The sequence below is a fragment of the Microbacterium testaceum genome (assembly GCF_001476655.1).
GTDB classification, from domain to species: domain Bacteria; phylum Actinomycetota; class Actinomycetes; order Actinomycetales; family Microbacteriaceae; genus Microbacterium; species Microbacterium testaceum_C.
On record NZ_LDRT01000037.1, the window covers coordinates 1 to 15,568 of the forward strand.

General features: G+C 69.9%; 19 protein-coding genes. 7 read left to right on the forward strand and 12 right to left on the reverse strand.

The window, feature by feature from the left end:
* Positions 1–606, reverse strand: a 606-nt coding sequence (locus NS220_RS06515; RefSeq protein ID WP_193755289.1) for a chloride channel protein, incomplete at its 3' end; no start/stop codon positions are given.
* 92 nt (positions 607–698) lie between these two features.
* On the opposite strand from NS220_RS06515, the gene NS220_RS06520 reads away from it, so the two are divergent.
* From NS220_RS06520 to NS220_RS19185, 3 genes are all read left to right on the forward strand, one after another.
* Positions 699–1,016: a hypothetical protein gene (locus NS220_RS06520; protein WP_058623278.1), complete on the forward strand. Its 318-nt coding sequence runs from the start codon at positions 699–701 to the stop codon at positions 1,014–1,016.
* A 57-nt stretch (positions 1,017–1,073) separates the two neighbouring features.
* A complete protein-coding gene (locus tag NS220_RS06525) occupies positions 1,074–2,273 on the forward strand; it encodes a pyridoxal phosphate-dependent aminotransferase (RefSeq protein WP_058623279.1) in 1,200 nt (399 codons plus the stop codon).
* Positions 2,274–2,540: 267 nt separating this feature from the next.
* Positions 2,541–3,350, forward strand: a complete 810-nt coding sequence (locus NS220_RS19185; protein ID WP_206542997.1) for an endonuclease domain-containing protein — start codon at positions 2,541–2,543, stop codon at positions 3,348–3,350.
* Positions 3,351–3,422: 72 nt separating this feature from the next.
* Here the strand turns inward: NS220_RS19185 and NS220_RS06535 are convergent, their stop codons facing one another.
* The 4 genes from NS220_RS06535 to NS220_RS06550 form a co-directional block, all read right to left on the reverse strand.
* Entirely contained in the window at positions 3,423–4,559 is a 1,137-nt protein-coding gene (locus NS220_RS06535) for a UDP-N-acetylmuramate dehydrogenase (RefSeq protein WP_058623281.1), read from the reverse strand.
* Positions 4,559–4,963, reverse strand: coding sequence for a MaoC/PaaZ C-terminal domain-containing protein (locus NS220_RS06540; protein WP_058623282.1), 405 nt, complete (start codon positions 4,961–4,963; stop codon positions 4,559–4,561). The genes NS220_RS06535 and NS220_RS06540 overlap by 1 nt, the downstream gene beginning before the upstream one ends.
* Entirely contained in the window at positions 4,960–5,409 is a 450-nt protein-coding gene (locus tag NS220_RS06545) for an FAS1-like dehydratase domain-containing protein (protein WP_058623283.1), read from the reverse strand. Before NS220_RS06545 ends, NS220_RS06540 begins: the two co-directional genes overlap by 4 nt.
* Before the next feature lie 84 nt (positions 5,410–5,493).
* The gene (locus NS220_RS06550) at positions 5,494–6,300 is read right to left on the reverse strand and encodes a sulfite exporter TauE/SafE family protein (RefSeq protein ID WP_081323018.1); all 807 of its coding nucleotides are present in this window, start codon (positions 6,298–6,300) and stop codon (positions 5,494–5,496) included.
* A gap of 214 nt (positions 6,301–6,514) precedes the next feature.
* Here NS220_RS06550 and NS220_RS06555 point away from each other — a divergent pair, with 214 nt between their 5' ends.
* Positions 6,515–7,249 (forward strand): NADPH-dependent F420 reductase, encoded by a 735-nt coding sequence (locus NS220_RS06555; RefSeq protein ID WP_081323019.1) that lies wholly within the window; start codon positions 6,515–6,517, stop codon positions 7,247–7,249.
* 161 nt (positions 7,250–7,410) lie between these two features.
* On the opposite strand, the gene NS220_RS06560 is transcribed toward NS220_RS06555, so the two are convergent.
* From NS220_RS06560 to NS220_RS06585, 6 genes are all read right to left on the reverse strand, one after another.
* Positions 7,411–8,571 carry a cystathionine gamma-synthase gene (locus tag NS220_RS06560; protein ID WP_058623285.1) on the reverse strand — a complete coding sequence of 387 codons (1,161 nt, stop codon included), beginning with the start codon at positions 8,569–8,571 and terminating at the stop codon, positions 7,411–7,413.
* On the reverse strand, positions 8,568–9,572 hold the full coding sequence (locus NS220_RS06565; protein WP_058623286.1) for a pyridoxal-phosphate dependent enzyme: 1,005 nt from the start codon (positions 9,570–9,572) through the stop codon (positions 8,568–8,570). The genes NS220_RS06560 and NS220_RS06565 overlap by 4 nt, the downstream gene beginning before the upstream one ends.
* Before the next feature lie 131 nt (positions 9,573–9,703).
* Positions 9,704–10,552: an SDR family oxidoreductase gene (locus tag NS220_RS06570; RefSeq protein WP_058623287.1), complete on the reverse strand. Its 849-nt coding sequence runs from the start codon at positions 10,550–10,552 to the stop codon at positions 9,704–9,706.
* 71 nt (positions 10,553–10,623) lie between these two features.
* Positions 10,624–10,944 (reverse strand): hypothetical protein, encoded by a 321-nt coding sequence (locus NS220_RS06575; RefSeq protein WP_058623288.1) that lies wholly within the window; start codon positions 10,942–10,944, stop codon positions 10,624–10,626.
* Entirely contained in the window at positions 10,941–11,504 is a 564-nt protein-coding gene (locus NS220_RS06580; RefSeq protein WP_058623289.1) for a hypothetical protein, read from the reverse strand. Before NS220_RS06580 ends, NS220_RS06575 begins: the two co-directional genes overlap by 4 nt.
* A gap of 4 nt (positions 11,505–11,508) precedes the next feature.
* On the reverse strand, positions 11,509–12,051 hold the full coding sequence (locus NS220_RS06585) for an RNA polymerase sigma factor (RefSeq protein ID WP_058623290.1): 543 nt from the start codon (positions 12,049–12,051) through the stop codon (positions 11,509–11,511).
* A gap of 207 nt (positions 12,052–12,258) precedes the next feature.
* On the opposite strand from NS220_RS06585, the gene NS220_RS06590 reads away from it, so the two are divergent.
* Together NS220_RS06590 and NS220_RS06595 are read left to right on the forward strand one after the other, a co-directional pair.
* Positions 12,259–13,101 (forward strand): NAD-dependent epimerase/dehydratase family protein, encoded by an 843-nt coding sequence (locus NS220_RS06590; RefSeq protein WP_058623291.1) that lies wholly within the window; start codon positions 12,259–12,261, stop codon positions 13,099–13,101.
* Between the two features lie 36 nt (positions 13,102–13,137).
* On the forward strand, positions 13,138–13,758 hold the full coding sequence (locus tag NS220_RS06595) for a TetR family transcriptional regulator (RefSeq protein WP_440589458.1): 621 nt from the start codon (positions 13,138–13,140) through the stop codon (positions 13,756–13,758).
* Positions 13,759–13,793: 35 nt separating this feature from the next.
* Here the strand turns inward: NS220_RS06595 and NS220_RS06600 are convergent, their stop codons facing one another.
* Positions 13,794–15,113, reverse strand: coding sequence for an MFS transporter (locus NS220_RS06600; RefSeq protein ID WP_058623292.1), 1,320 nt, complete (start codon positions 15,111–15,113; stop codon positions 13,794–13,796).
* A 120-nt stretch (positions 15,114–15,233) separates the two neighbouring features.
* Here NS220_RS06600 and NS220_RS06605 point away from each other — a divergent pair.
* The coding region (locus NS220_RS06605) for a PaaI family thioesterase (protein ID WP_058623293.1) at positions 15,234–15,568 on the forward strand (335 nt) is incomplete at its 3' end.

Sequence of the window (15,568 nt, forward strand, 5' to 3'; positions counted from 1 at the left end):
CAGGGCGACGACCGCGCCGCCGACGCTGAACTGCGCGAGCAGGATCTCGATCGCGAACAGCGCCCCGGCGAGCGGGACGTTGTACACGGCCGCGAGACCGGCGCCGGCGGCCGAGGCGATGAGGATGCGTCGCCACCGCGGATCGAGGCCGAACCACCCCACGATCTTCGATCCCGCCATCGCCGACAGCTCGCGCGGCGCGACCTCTTTCCCGATCGAGGCGCCGAGGGCCACCGAGGTCACCTGGATGACGGTGTCGGCGAGCGTCTCCCACCACGGCATCCTGGCCCCGTCGACCCCCTGCTCGACCGTGGCGAGCGTGCGCCCGAAACGCCGCAGCAGATACCAGCCGAGCGCCGCGACCACGCCCGCCCCGCCGACCGTCACGATCGGCAGCCACCACGGCGACGGCAACGCAAGCCCGTCGAGGAACGGCCCCTCCTCGTGCCCCCAGACCAGGTGCTCGATCGAGTGCACGATCCACACCAGCAGCAGCACCGCGAGTCCTGTCGCGAGCCCGACGATCAGGGTGGCGAGTCCGAGCTTCGACAGTGCGAGGACGGCACGGCGATGCGGGCGCGTCGGCGCCAGGGGCTCTGCTGTCACCCCGCAACGCTAACGGACCCGTGTGACCATCTCGTGACGCCGTCCGCCCGGCGTCTCGACCGCTCACGCGGCGAGCGCGCTACGGTGACCGCATGGCCACTGCCCCCGCCTCCCCCCGGCGCCCCGCCGACGTCCTCGGCATCGTCGCGGTGATCCTCGCCGCCGTCCTGGTGATCCCGACGCTCTTCGTCTACGTCGTGGGCCTCGTCCCAGAGATGAACGCGATCTGGTGGATGGGCATCATCCTGCTGCCGTTGCTCTTCGCCGACGGGGTCCTCGTCATCGTGCTCTCCGTGATCGGCCTGATCGTCGCGGTACGCCGCGCCGGCCGACGCGCATGGTCGATCGTGGCGCTGGGGCTCGGCATCCTGATGCTCGTCCCGGCCCTGCTGATCCTCATGCCTTCCTGAGGCTCTTCGGCGTCATGTCCCTCGGCAGGAAAGCGCGGAAACACTAGGCTCGGAACCGTGACTTCCCGCGCCCCGCTCTCCCGCAAGCTCTCCGCCATCGCCGAGTCCGCGACCCTCAAGGTCGATGCCAAGGCCAAGGCCCTCCAGGCCGCCGGCCGACCGGTCATCTCGTACGCGGCCGGCGAGCCCGACTTCGCAACCCCGTCGTTCATCGTGGATGCCGCAGCGAAGGCGCTGCAGGACCCCAAGAACTACCGCTACACCCCCGCCGCCGGCCTGCCCGTGCTGCGCGAGGCGATCGCCGCCAAGACGCGGCGCGACTCCGGTCTCGAGGTCGCGCCCTCGCAGGTCATCGTGACCAACGGCGGCAAGCAGTCGGTGTACCAGGCGTTCCAGACCGTCGTGAACCCCGGCGACGAGGTGCTGCTGCCCGCGCCGTACTGGACGACGTACCCCGAGGCCATCGCGCTGGCCGACGGTACCCCTGTCGAGGTCTTCGCCGGTGCCGACCAGGACTACAAGGTCACCGTCGCCCAGCTCGAGGCCGCGCGCACCGACAAGACGACCGTGCTGGTGTTCGTGTCGCCGTCGAACCCGACCGGCTCGGTCTACACCCCCGAAGAGACGGCCGAGATCGGCCGCTGGGCGCTCGAGCACGGCATCTGGGTCATCACCGACGAGATCTACCAGAACCTCACCTACGAGGGCGTCAAGGCGGTCTCGATCGTCGAGGCCGTGCCCGAGCTCGCGGGCCAGACCATCCTCGTCAACGGCGTCGCGAAGACCTACGCCATGACCGGATGGCGCGTGGGCTGGATGGTGGGACCGGCGGATGCCATGAAGCTCGCCGGCAACCTGCAGTCGCACCTGTCCAGCAACGTCAACAACGTCGCCCAGATCGCCGCCGCCGCGGCGCTCAATGGCCCCCAGGACGAGGCCGAGCAGTTCCGCCTCGCCTTCGACCGTCGCCGGAAACTGATCGTGTCGGAGCTGTCGAGAATCGACGGCGTCCAGGTGCCGAACCCCCTCGGCGCGTTCTACGTGTACCCCGACGTGCAGGGCCTGCTGAACCGCTCGTGGGACGGAGTGACGCCGACGACCTCGCTCGAGCTCGCGGACCTCATCCTCGAGAAGGCCGAGGTGGCCGTGGTCCCCGGCGAGGCGTTCGGCCCGAGCGGATACCTCCGCCTGTCGTACGCCCTGGGCGACGACCAGCTCCTCGAGGGCATCCAGCGCCTGCAGCGTCTGTTCTCCTGACCCGTCCCGCCTCCCCCTCGCAGCGCAGGCGTGAGGGGAAGGCGGGCCGCCCCAGGCGTGAGTCGCCAAGATGTGTCGCTTAGGGCTGAGACGAAGCGACCATTCTTGGCGACTCACGCGCGTGGGATGCGGGCCTGTGGAGAGATTTCGACGCGTTCAGGCGGAAGTGGCGATGATCGGCGGATGCCTCGTCTCCCCCGCCCCGTCGGTCCGAGCGCCGCATTCACCGTCGCCGAGGGCTCTGCACACGGGCTGACGCGAAGCACGATGCGATCGCTGCGGTGGACCGCGCCCCATTCCGGCATCCGCGTCGACCCGCACGCCACAGATCTGCAACGACTCGCCGTCTTGCAACGCGCGCTGCCTTCTCATGCCTTCTTTTGCGGGCCCACGGCGGCCGTCCTCCTCGGGCTCCCCCTGCCCGGCCCGCTCCGCCATCTCGCATGGCAAAAGCCGTTCGTCGGCGTACCAGCGGGTCACAATCGCATCCGACGTCCCCACACCACCGGGCGCATGTTGAGCGTCACACCGGACGACATCCTCGACGTCGACGGCATCCGGTGCACGTTTGCCCTGCGGACCTGGGCGGAGCTCGCCGAATTCCTCGGGGTGGGTCAGCTGACGGCCGTCTCCGACCATCTGATCTGCCGACGCCGCCCACTCGCCACTCGACGGGATCTCGAGCGGATGCATCTGCGGTTCCTGGGCGGCCGCGGGTCCAAAAAGCGCCGGCTCGCGGTGGACTTCGCCGATGAGCGCGCTGAGTCGCCCCGCGAGTCCGAGCTCCGCGTCCTTCTCGTGCAAGCTGGCCTCCCCGTCCCGGAGAGCAACGTGGAGATCTTCGATAGGTCGCGATTCGTCGCCCGAGTCGACCTCCTTTATCGCAAGCAACGCCTCATCATCGAGTACGACGGCGACCACCATCGCGACCCTCACCAGTGGAGCCGAGACCAGTCACGTCGGGCTGAGCTGGAGTCGCTCGGTTACCGCATGACCGTCGTGACAGCACGCGATTTCGACGACCCGCCCGCCCTCCTCGCTCGAATCCACCGCCTCCTCGCCCAAACCCACGCGTGAGTCGCCAAAATGTGTCGCCGTGGCATCGGCCGAAGCGACACATCTTGGCGACTCACGCGCTGGAGACGGGGACTACAGCTCGACGTTCACCAGGACGGGCTCGGGCTGCAGGAGCAGGCCGAACTCGGAGTGCACGCGGTTCTGCACGAAGCGGGCGAGCTCGGCGATCTCGGCCGCCGTCGCCTCACCGCGATTCGTCAGAGCGAGGGTGTGCTTGGTCGAGAGGCCGGCGCGCGAGCGGGGGAAGCGGAATCCGCGACGCAGCCCCGCGTTCTCGATCAGCCACGCGGCGCTCACCTTGACCTCGTGCCGCTCCACCGGGGGCGGGGGCAGGATGCCGTCGAACGCGGCCAGCGGGATCACGGTCACCGGGTCGAGGATCGGTGCCATCGGCCACTTCGGGCACGCCTCGGGAAGGGTGCGGGCGAAGGCCGCGCTGACGATCGCGTTCTGGAAGAAGGAGCCGGCGCTCCAGGTGTCGGGGTCCTCGGCGTCGAGCACCATGCCCTTGCGGGCGCGGGTCGCGAGGACGTGGTCGCGGATCCAGCGCAGCGACACCGCATCATCGGCATCCAGCCCCAGCGCCCCGCGCAGTTGCTCCCCCGAGATCGGGCGCTCCCCGTGTCCGACCCGCTCGAGCTCGAGGGTGACCGAGAGGATCACGGCCGAGCGGTCGGGGATCGAGCCGTAGTGCTGCTTGAGCACCGACGTGCGGAAACCCAGGCCGAGCTCCGCGGCGGGGACGACGGCGACGTCGCCGGTCGACTCGTCGATCAGCTCCACCTCGACGAGCGTCTGCACGATCTCCTGGCCGTACGCGCCGACGTTCTGGACGGGGGCAGCACCGACCGTGCCGGGGATCCCCGACATGGCCTCGATCCCGGCCAGCCCGCGGTCGACCGTCTCAGCGACGAGCGCGTCCCAGTCATGGCCGGCCTGTACCCGGAGTCGCACGGTGTCGGGCCGTGAGCCGGGGAGCTCCTCGATGCCGGCCGTGCGGACGCGGATGACCGTCCCCTCGAACGGCTCGTCTCCGACGAAGAGGTTCGATCCGCCGCCGAGGACGAACCACTCGTCTCCGTCGGCCCAGACCTCGCGCAGCGCCGCGACGAGTTCGTCGGCCGTGCGCGCTTCGACGAGACGCGCGGGCTCGCCGCCGGTGCGCAGGGTCGTGAGCTGCGACAGCGGGATCGGGGCGATCTCGGGCATCAGGCGAGCCGCACCCGCACCTGCGCCTTGCCGAGCACGGTCGTCTCGGCGAAGGTCACGGTGAGGTCGATGCGCGCGGTCTCGTCGTCGACGGCACCCACCTTGGCGCTCACGTGCAGGTCGGCACCCGTCTCGGGGTCCACGACCACCGGACGCGTGAAGCGCACGCCGTACTCGGCGATGCGACCGGGGTCGCCCAGCGCGTCGGCGAGCGTGCCGACGGCGATTCCCATCGTGAGCATGCCGTGCGCCAGGACACCGGGGAGGCCCACGGCGGCGGCGACGTCGTCGCGGTAGTGGATCGGGTTGAAGTCTCCCGAGGCCCCCGCGTACCGCACGAGCGACTCGCGCGTCAGGTGGACGGAGCGTTCGGCGATGACCTCGCCCACGGTGAACGCGCTCATGCGCCGGCCTCCCCCGCCAGAAGAACACTGGTCGTGGTCACGACGTGGGCGCCGTCGGCATCCACGATCTCGGCTTCGCTGGTGATCATGGCGTTGCCCCCCATCGACCGGATGCCGGTGACCGAGAGCGTCGCGACGAGCTCGTCGCCCGCGACGATGGGGCGCGTGTAGCGGAAGCGCTGCTCCGCGTGCACGAGACGCGACAGCTCGATGCCGGACTCTGGGTCGCCGAGCAGCTGCTGGAGCGTGAGGTCCTGCACGACCATCGCGAAGGTCGGCGGGGCGACCACGTCGGGGTAACCGAGAGCGCGGGCGGCGTCGGGGTCGGAGTGCTGCGGGGCGTCGGCGAAGACGGCGCGGGCGAACTCGCGCACCTTCTCGCGGCCGACCAGGTACGGCGCGGTCGGAGGGAAGGCACGACCGACCAGTTCAGGATTCACGGGCACCGGTCCAGTCTACGGCGGGCCATCCGTCCAGCCCGGTCCGCGCGGCGTCGCGCCCGCCCCGGCGCGCTGCACGAAACGCACGTATCAGCGCTGGCGACGCCCGCGCACGGCCTTGATCGCGATCTGCGAGGCGATGAACACCAGGAAGATCGAGAACAGGACGTTCGCGACGAAGGGGTCCACGGCCTTGGCGATCTGCGCACCGAGGGCCGTGGTGGCACACGCGGCGAGCCCCACGCACGCGGCGGCGGCGAGGTCGACGTTGGACCGGCGGAGATTGCCCACGGTCCCCGAGATCGCCGTCGGGATCATCATGAGCAGCGAGGTGCCCTTGGCGATCAGGTCGCTCGTGCCGAACAACAGCAGCAGGGCCGGTACGACGATGATGCCGCCCCCGACTCCCAGGAGGCCCGCCAGGATGCCGGTGACCACGCCGAGCACGGCGAGTCCGGGGCCCGTGACCCACGTGAGCACGAGCTCGGCATCGCGCGAAGGGATCACGAAGTACAGGCTCACGATGACGCCCACCAGGAACACGACGAAGGCCCAGCGGAGCGCGGTCTGCGACAGCTTCGGAAGCAGCCAGGTGCCGATCTGCGCGCCGATGACGGCCCCCGCGGCGAGGATCAGCGCCGGGATCCACGCGACGTGCCCGTCCACCGCGTACGTGATGACGCCGACCGTCGCGGTGGGCACGATCGCCGCGAGAGAGGTGCCGGCGGCGAAGCGCTGGTCGAAGCCGAGCAGCAGAACGAGGAGCGGGACGATGACCGTTCCCCCGCCGACGCCGAACAGCCCCGACATCAAGCCGGCCAGAAGACCGACGCCGATGCAGACGAGGAAGAAGCGGACGGAGCGTGAGGGGCGGGTGTCGGCGTGCACGAAGGACAAGTCTGGCACCCCGGCCGCCTCACCCTGCCGGGACCCGCGCGGAAAGGACCCGCGCGGAAAAGAAAGCGGCCCCCGGTGTCCGAAGCCGCGTCCACCGGGGGCCGTCGCCCTCACAGGTCCAGCGGGACGGTGACCCGAACACCGGCCTGCGACCACTCACGTGAGGGTTCGACAGGACTGACGCTAGCGGGCGGCCTGGAGCGGAAAAGACCCGTTGACACTGATATCTCAAGCTGCTAAATATTTAGACCGCGTACGACAACGTCGCCCGGGTGAGGGAATGTCGACGCGAGAGCATCGGTTGATTCCAGACATGACAACCGTAGGAATCATCGGAGCAGGACACATCGGCTCGGCCCTCGCGAAGGGCTTCGCGAAGCACGGCTACGACGTCGTGATCGCGAACTCGCGCGGACCGGAAACACTCGCGGACCTCGTCGCCGAGGTCGGCGACAAGGCGCGAGCGGCGACGGCACAGGATGCCGCGGAGTCCGGCGACATCGTCGTCGTCACCGTGCCCCTCAAGGCCTATCGGGCGATCCCCGTCGACCCCCTCGCCGGCAAGATCGTGCTCGACACGAACAACTACTACTTCGAGCGCGACGGTCGCATCGCCGAACTGGACGAGAAGAAGACCACCACCTCGCAGATGCTGCAGGAGCACCTGCCCGCGTCCCACGTGGTCAAGGCGTTCAACCACATCATGGCCGCCGACATCCTGACCGACGGCTCCCCCGCCGGCACCGAGAACCGCCGCGCCCTCGCCACCTCGAGCGACTCCGATGAGGCCGTCGCCCTCGTGACCCGGATCTACGACGAGTTCGGGTTCGACACGGTCAACGTCGGCCCCCTCAGCGAGAGCTGGCGCGTCGAGCGCGACCAGCCGGCCTACGTGGTCCGCCAGAACGCGGAGGAACTGGAGCAGAACCTGGCGCGCGCCGAGCGCTGACCCTCACCGATAAACGGCATCCGTGCCGAGAAACGCTCTGTCAGCGCGTTTCTCGGCACGAATCGCGTTTATGGATGCCGTGCACCCGGTGCCGCCACGGCGTCGGCGCCCTCCCGGTCGGAGGGAGGAGCCCTCCCGGTCGGAGGGAGGAGCCCTCCCTGTCAGAGGGCGGCGAGCGCCTGGTCGACGTCGGCGACGAGATCGTCGACCGACTCGATGCCGACGGACAGACGCACGATGGTGTCGGGCACCGCGAGCTCGGTGCCGCGCACGGACGCGTGGGTCATGGCATCCGGGTAGTTCACGAGCGACTCGACGCCGCCGAGCGACTCCGCGAGCGTGAACAGACGCGTCGACTCCGCGAAACGGCGGGCGGTGGCGCCGTCGGCGAGCTCGAGCGACACGATGCCGCCGAAGCCGCTCATCTGGCGGGCGGCGAGTTCGTGCCCGGGGTGCGACAGCAGGCCCGGGTAGTAGACCTTCGCGACGCGGTCGTGACCGTCGAGGTGCTCGGCGACGGCCTGCGCGTTGGAGCTGTGCCGCTGCATGCGCACGGCGAGGGTCTTGATGCCGCGCGTGGTGAGGTATGCGTCGAAGGGCCCCGAGACCGCGCCCGCGGCGAACTGCAGGAACTGCGTCTTCTCGGCGAGCTCCGCGTCGGCGAACGCAAGGGCGCCGCCCACGACGTCGCTGTGGCCACCCAGGTACTTCGTCGCCGAGTGCACGACGACATCGGCGCCGAGCGAGATCGGCCGCTGGAGCGCGGGCGACGCGAAGGTGTTGTCGACCACGACGATCGCGCCGGCCGCGTGGCCGAGGCGCGCGAGCCCCGCGATGTCGGTGATGCGCAGCATGGGGTTGCTGGGCGTTTCGACCCAGACCATTCTCGGCGCGCGCTCCTCGATCGCCGCGGCCACTGCATCCAGGTCGCTCATGTCGACCACGCGGAGCTTCACACCCCACGGGCCGAGCACGCGCGCGAGCAGACGGTAGGTGCCGCCGTACACGTCGTTGCCGAGCAGCACCTCGTCACCGGGGACGAGGGCGGCGCGCAGCAGGGCGTCTTCTCCGGCGAGACCCGAGGCGAACGAGAGGGCGCGCACGCCGCCCTCGAGAGCGGCGATCTGCGTCTCGAGCGCCGTCCGGGTGGGGTTTCCGCTGCGGCCGTACTCGTAACCGCCACGGAGACCGCCGATCCCGTCCTGCGCGTACGTCGTCGAGACGTGGATCGGCGGGATGACCGCCCCGGTGGTCTCGTCGGGCGCCTGGCCCGCGTGGACGGCGAGGCTGTCGAAGCCGCGGGCGGCGTCGTGGGTGCTCATGCGGAGTGCTCCTCGGAGGGGGTGGGGATGAGGGATGCCGTGGGCTCGACGTCGTAGCCGTGCGCGCGCATCCAGTCGTCGTCGAAGATCTTGCTGAGGTAGCCGCGCCCATGATCGGGCAGCACCACGACCACGACCGCGTCGGAGGGGAGACCACGGGCGACGCGAAGAGCGCCGACCACGGCCATGCCGCTCGAGCCGCCCACGAGCAGTCCCTCTTCGCGGGCGAGACGGCGAGTCATCGCGAACGACTCCGCGTCGGACACGCGCTCGTACGCATCGACGACGGTCGGATCGAACGCGGGCGGCCAGAAGTCCTCGCCGACGCCCTCGACGTCGTAGCCGTGGATGTCGCCGCCCGAGTAGATCGAACCCACCGGGTCGACGCCGACGATCCGGACGGCTGAGCCCGCGACCTCGCGCAGATACCGGCCGGTCCCGCTGATCGTGCCGCCCGTGCCGACGCCGGCGACGAGGTGCGTCAGCTGACCGTCGGTGTCGCGCCAGATCTCGGGACCGGTGGTCTCGTAGTGGCTGCGCGGACCGTTCGGGTTGGCGTACTGGTTCGGCTTGAAGGCGCCCGGGATCTCACGGACGAGCCGGTCGGACACGCTGTAGTACGAGTTCGGGTCCTCGGGCTCGACGTTGGTCGGGGTCACGACAACCTCGGCACCGTAGGCGCGCAGCACCGCGCGCTTGTCCTCGGCGACCTTGTCGGGGACGACGAAGACGCAGCGGTACCCGCGCTGCTGCGCGACGAGGGCGAGTCCCACGCCGGTGTTGCCGCTGGTGGGCTCGACGATCACTCCGCCGGGCCGCAGATGCCCGTCACGCTCGGCGGCGTCGATGATGTTCTCGGCGATGCGGTCTTTCGCCGACCCGCCGGGGTTCACGTACTCGATCTTCGCGAGGACCGTGGCCGCGATGCCGTCGGTGACGCGGGTGAGACGGACGAGGGGGGTGTTGCCGACGAGGTCGGCGACGCTCTGGGCGTAACGCACGATGGCATCCTGAGGGGTTGGTGCGCCCGAGGCGGGCGCGGCTGACGGGGTCGTCGAAAAGAACGCGGAAAGCGTTCAGCGACAACAGCGACAGGTCAGCACGCCGCCAGCATACCCGACCCCGACCGCGCTCATGCCACCGCGCCCAGGAACTCCTCGAAGCTCTGGGCCGGTCGGCCGGTCACGCGCTCCACGTCACCGGAGACCCCCGCGAGATCGCCGCTCGCGATCGCGGTGTACGTGCTCACCCAGGCGTCGACCTGCCAGCGGGGAGCGCCGAAGGCGGCGCGCGAGGCGTACGCCTCGTCGACGGTCTCGTCGAGGAAGCGGACCGGGTGACCGCGAACGGCGGAGATCTTCTGCGCGACCTCGGCCATCGTCAGCGCCTCGGGACCGGTGAGATCGTAAGCGGTGTCGGCGTGGGCCGCGGGATCGCGCAGCACCGAGACGGCGGTGGCGGCGACATCGGACCGCGAGACCAGCGAGCAACGGCCCTCGCCGGCAGGACCCCGGATGACGCCGTCGTCGCCCGCGAAGAGCTCCATCATGTCCATGTAGAAGTTGTCGCGCAGGAAGGTCCAGTTCATCCCCGACGCGCGGATGATGTCCTCGGTGGCGGCGTGATCGCGGCCGAGCGTGAACACCGCGTCGGGCGCGGCGGCGAGGAACGACGTGTAGACGATCGAGCGGACTCCCGCCGCGGCGGCGGCCTCGACGAACGTGCGGTGGTGCTCCACGCGATCGGCCGTCTCGGAGGCCGAGACCATGAACAGCGTCTCCACGCCCTGCAGGGCCGCGCGGGCGGCATCCGCGTCCGAGTACCGCGCCACATGCACCTCGGCGCCCTCGAGCGCGGGGGCGCGGGAGGCGTCGCGTACCAGGAGACGCTGCGGGATGCCGCGGGTGGCCAGGTCGCGCGCGACACGACCTCCGACGGCTCCGGTGGAACCGGTGACAGCGATGACGGGCGGCGTGGGCATTCGGCCTCCGGGGTATGGGAGCGGTCCTTCCAGCGTATTGCGCCCACCCGTGGTCGAGGCCGAGAAGATGTTCAGGAAGCCGGGGCCACCAGACGGGCCACCCGGACCCGGACCCTCGCGGGAACGGCCGTCTCATCGGTGCCGCGCACGGCCGTCGCCACGGCGGAGGCCACGGCGACGGTGTCGTCTTGGGTCGAGACCCCGATGCAGACCGTGATCGAACGTGCACCGTCGGCGTCATCGACCGCGGCGAGGGAGCCTTCGGCGTCGACGACGTGCTCGAGCGCGCGAGCGACGACCGGGCGGGCGGAGTACATCTCGCGGACACCCTCGGTGGCCGTGACGGCGAGGTCGACGCGGGGCGCGAGCGCCGCGGGGGTGATGTCGGTCATTCGTCTTCCTCTCCGTCGAAGTGGACGTCGCCGACGGTGACGTCCACCTTGCCCACGCGCAGATCGCCGTGGCGCTCGATCGCCTCGCGGATCCCCTCGCGCATCTCTTCCACGGCGGGCGTCATGGCGCGGCCGAAGCGGACGCTGACCGAGACGCGCACGTCGAGGGGAGCGTCGGGATCCGGCTGTCGAAGGCGGACGCGACCGACCAGCACGCCGTCGACGCCGTCGCCGACGGCGCGGATGAGTTCGTACAGAGCCCCCTCGGTGACGACGATCTCGACGCCGTCGGCACCGCGTACCAGCGGGATGTCCCGTCCGGCCCGGAACTCGCGCGTGACCTCGCGCATGATCGAGTCGTACCAGGAGTCCGCCAGAGGCTCGGCGGCCTGCTCTTCGACGATCTCGCGAGAGAGTCGTCCCATCCGCTCCATGGATGCCAGCACGGCCTGGCACTGCGCATTGCGCTCGATCGCGGCGACGCGCGGAACACGCCCTCGATCGAGGTAGGCGGAGAGATCCTCGAGCGAATAGCCCGAGCCCCCGATGTCATCGCTCATCCCGTCACCTCCACTCCTGCATGCGTTCCAGCACGATTCTGCGCGCCCGCGCCAAGCGGCCTCGGACCGTTGCCGCCGTCTCCCCGACTTCGACGGCGATCTCGTCGTAGCTGTGACCGCCGACCTCGCGCAGCACCCACACGACGCGCAACTCTTCGGACAGCTCGGACAGCACCTTCTTCAGCGCCTCCATCTGCGACGATGCCACAACAGAGCGCTCCGGGTCGTCTTTCGCCGAGACCATCTGCTCGTCGATCTGGTCCGAGAGCTTCCGTGCGCGCAGACGGTCGGTCGCCTTCCGCGACACGATCGTCGTCAGCCAGCTGCGCACCTTCTCGGGATCGGTGAGGTCGGGCAGGCGCCGCCACGCCGTGATCAGCGCCTCTTGCACGCAGTCGTCGGCGTCGGCGCGGGAACCGGTCAGCCGGGTGGCGAAGGCCACGAGGAACGGCGCGTGCCGCCGCACCAGCACACCGAAAGCGAGCTGATCACCGTCGGCCGCCCGCGACGCGAGGAACGCGTCGGTGGCGGTGGACAAAGAGGGCATCGGATTCCTGTCGGTGTGTCGCGTGCGGGTCCGAGGTGCTGACGAGTCGGGCCCGTCCACATAGCGAAACACCTCGGACGAGAACCGCCTCGGGAGCTTGACGCGGAGGCGATCACCGGGGCAAAATCCCCGCCTTCTCTCGACGACCCCGATGTCCGTGGTCACCGGTAGCGTCGGAGGTGCCCTCTTCGACAGCAAGGAGCCCCCATGCGCATCGCCCTCACCGGCTCGTCCGGCAAGCTCGGTACGGTCGTCGCCCGCGAACTCCGCGCCGCCGGGCACGAGGTCATCGGCCTCGACCTCCGCGGCGAACGCGGACCCGGATTCGTGCAGGTCGATCTGACCGACTACGGGCAGGTGATCGATGCTCTCGCGGGAGTGAACGACCAGCACGAGGGCGTCGACGCACTGGTGCATCTCGGAGCGATTCCGGCTCCCGGCATCCGGTCCGATGTCGCCACCTTCCACAACAACATGACCAGCACGTTCAACGTGTTCTGGGCGGCTGTGCGCCTCGGCATCCAGAGGATCGTCTACGCGTCGAGCGAGACCGTGCTGGGGCTGCCGTTCGACGTGCCGCCGCCGTACATTCCCGTCGACGAGCAGTATGCGCCGCGGCCCGAGTCGGTGTACTCGCTGGTCAAGACGCTCGAAGAGCGCTTGGCCGTCGAGCTGGTGCGCTGGAACCCCGAGCTGTCCATCACGGCCCTGCGCTTCTCGAACGTCATGGTCCCCGACGACTACGCGGAGTTCCCTTTCGACGCCGACGCGCGCACGCGCAAGTGGAACCTCTGGGGCTACATCGACGCGCGCGACGGTGCGCAGGCCGTCCAACGTGCGCTCGAGAACGCCCCGGCCGGGTTCGACCAGTTCATCATCGCGGCGGCCGACACCGTCATGACGCGCTCCAACGCAGAGCTCGTGGCCGAGGTGTTCCCCGGCGTCGAGACGCGTGGCGACCTGGGCGAGAACACGACGCTGCTGTCGATCGACAAGGCGCGCCGTCTGCTCGGGTACGACCCGCAGCATTCGTGGCGGGATTCACGCTGACACCGGGAGCCGCCGTCGGAGTGACACACTGAGTGCGTGACCACTGTCGATCCCTCGATGAGCGCATCGGTGCCGGCGCGCCGCGGACGCCCCGGTTACGACCGTGACGGCCTGCTCGCGGTGGCGGTCCAGCTCTTCAACGAGCAGGGGTACGACGCCACGAGCGTCGCCGACCTGGCCCGCCGACTGGGCCTGACCAAGTCGGCTCTGTACCACCACTTCGCCTCGAAGGAGGAGCTGCTCGCTGTCGCGCTGGAGTCGGCGCTCGGTGGTCTCGAGGCCGTCCTCGATCAGCCCGGTGCCCGGGAGGGCGCGGCATCCGATCGCCTCCGCTTCGTGCTCATCGGGGCGACCGACGTGCTCGTCGCCCAGTTGCCGGCCGTCACACTCCTTCTGCGCGTGCGCGGGAACAGTGCGGTCGAGCAGGCGGCCCTCGAGCGTCGCCGCGTGTTCGACCACCGCGTCACCGCCCTCGTCGCCGAAGCGCAGGCGGAGGGGGACGTGCGCGACGACGTCGACGCCGCGGTCGCCGCGCGTCTGCTGTTCGGCATGATCAACTCGGTCGTCGAGTGGTATCGCCCCGGCGGCAGCGTCGACGGCGATCGGCTCGGAAACGACATCGTCCGCATCGCCCTCGACGGCCTGCGCACGGCCTGAATGCGTCGTGAGAGGTCCCTCCGACGGCATCCGATTCAGGCGTGCAGGTCGACGCCCTTCGTCTCCTTGATCATCGACACCGCGGCGAGCGAGACGAGCGCCGCGACGGCGATGTACACGCCGATCGCCCAGGAGGCACCGGTCGAGCGCAGCAGCGCCTCGGCGATCATCGGGGCGAAGGCGCCGCCCATGATCGCCCCGAGGGCGTAGCCGATCGAGACGCCCGAGTAGCGGACGTCGGCCGGGAACATCTCGGCGTACAGCGCCGCCTGCGGCCCGTACGACAGACCGAGGCCGAGGGTCATGACGAACAGGGCCACGAAGTACCAGACGATGTCACCCGTGTCGATGAGGAACCACATCGGCACGGCCCAGACAGCGAGCAGCAGGTAGCCCAGCTGGAACGTGCGCACGCGGCCGAGGCGGTCCGACAACCAGCCGCCCCAGAGGGTGAAGCCGAGCCAGCCGAAGGACGCCAGCGTCGTCGCCAGCAGCACGGTCGGTCGTTCGAGCCCCAGCACCGCGACGGAGTACGTCGAGAAGAAGGCGATGAGCAGGTAACCCGCGGCGTTGTTCCCGACGAAGACGAACGCCGTGAGGGCGACCTGACGCCAGTTCTTGCGGAAGAGCTGGCCGAGCGGTGCGGAGGACTCCTTGCGGCGACGGACGAGGTCCTCGAAGACAGGGCTCTCCTCCACGGCGCGACGGATGACGTAGCCGACGATGATCAGCACGATCGAGAGCAGGAACGGCACGCGCCACCCCCACTCGAGGAACGCCTCCGGCGACATCGACGAGGTGAGGATCCAGAGCGTCGCCGTGGCGAGGATCATGCCGACCGGCACGCCGATCTGCGGGAACGCGCCGAAGTAACCGCGGCGGCCCACCGGGGCGTGCTCGACGGACAGCAGCGCGGCCCCGCCCCACTCCCCACCGGCGGAGAAGCCCTGCAGCACGCGCAGCAGGATCAGCAGGATGGGAGCGGCAACGCCGATCGCGGCATACGTCGGGAGGACACCGATGAGCGCGGTCGAGACGCCCATCATGATGAGGGTGAGCACGAGCATCTTCTTGCGCCCCAGACGGTCGCCGAGATAGCCCGCCACGACGGCGCCCAGCGGGCGGAAGAGGAACGAGATGCCGATCGTCGCCCACGACAGGACCTGTGCGATCGACGGGTCGGACTCGGACAGCGGGGCGAGGAAAAGGGGCGCGAGGACGAGCCCGGCCGCCTGGGCGTAGATGAAGAAGTCGTACCACTCGATCGAGGTGCCGACGAGCGTCCCGGCGAGCACGCGCCGCTCTTCTCGTTTCAACCCGGTCGAGGAGGGGGATGCCGAGGTCTGGGTGGCCATGAGAACTCCGTCGTTCCGTGGGGCGGGGAAAACACCCGGTGGCGCTATTACCAACCGAGCGTTCAGTAATAGTGTCAGAGGAGCACGCACTCGACAAGTGCGCCCGCGAAAGGAGACCCGATGACGACCTGGTCGATCGTGCCCGGCGCCCTCGATGAGCGCCTCGGCATCACCGTGACGGAGCAATCGGCCGAGAAGGTCGCGGCATCCCTCCCCGTCTCGGGCAACACGCAGTCGCTCGGACGGCTGCACGGCGGGGCGACAGCCGCTCTCGCCGAGGCGGTGGGGTCATGGGCCGCCATGATCCACGCCTCGGACTACGGGAAGGTCTGCGTCGGCGTCGACCTCAACATCACCCATCACCGGGGCGCGCGCGACGGCCGCATCCACGCGGTCGCCACACCCGCGCACCGCGGTCGCCGCGTGGCGACCTACGACATCCGCGTGACCGACGA

Excerpts from the sequence above, each read along its gene's own strand:
- NS220_RS06575 (WP_058623288.1), bottom strand. The coding sequence starts at position 10,944 with ATGACCGACATCACCCCCGCGGCGCTCGCGCCCCGCGTCGACCTCGCC.
- NS220_RS06590 (WP_058623291.1), top strand. The coding sequence starts at position 12,259 with ATGCGCATCGCCCTCACCGGCTCGTCCGGCAAGCTCGGTACGGTCGTC.
- NS220_RS06570 (WP_058623287.1), bottom strand. The coding sequence starts at position 10,552 with ATGCCCACGCCGCCCGTCATCGCTGTCACCGGTTCCACCGGAGCCGTC.
- NS220_RS06520 (WP_058623278.1), top strand. The coding sequence starts at position 699 with ATGGCCACTGCCCCCGCCTCCCCCCGGCGCCCCGCCGACGTCCTCGGC.
- NS220_RS06540 (WP_058623282.1), bottom strand. The coding sequence starts at position 4,963 with ATGAGCGCGTTCACCGTGGGCGAGGTCATCGCCGAACGCTCCGTCCAC.
- NS220_RS06560 (WP_058623285.1), bottom strand. The coding sequence starts at position 8,571 with ATGAGCACCCACGACGCCGCCCGCGGCTTCGACAGCCTCGCCGTCCAC.
- NS220_RS06535 (WP_058623281.1), bottom strand. The coding sequence starts at position 4,559 with ATGCCCGAGATCGCCCCGATCCCGCTGTCGCAGCTCACGACCCTGCGC.
- NS220_RS06580 (WP_058623289.1), bottom strand. The coding sequence starts at position 11,504 with ATGAGCGATGACATCGGGGGCTCGGGCTATTCGCTCGAGGATCTCTCC.
- NS220_RS19185 (WP_206542997.1), top strand. The coding sequence starts at position 2,541 with ATGCGATCGCTGCGGTGGACCGCGCCCCATTCCGGCATCCGCGTCGAC.
- NS220_RS06600 (WP_058623292.1), bottom strand. The coding sequence starts at position 15,113 with ATGGCCACCCAGACCTCGGCATCCCCCTCCTCGACCGGGTTGAAACGA.
- NS220_RS06585 (WP_058623290.1), bottom strand. The coding sequence starts at position 12,051 with ATGCCCTCTTTGTCCACCGCCACCGACGCGTTCCTCGCGTCGCGGGCG.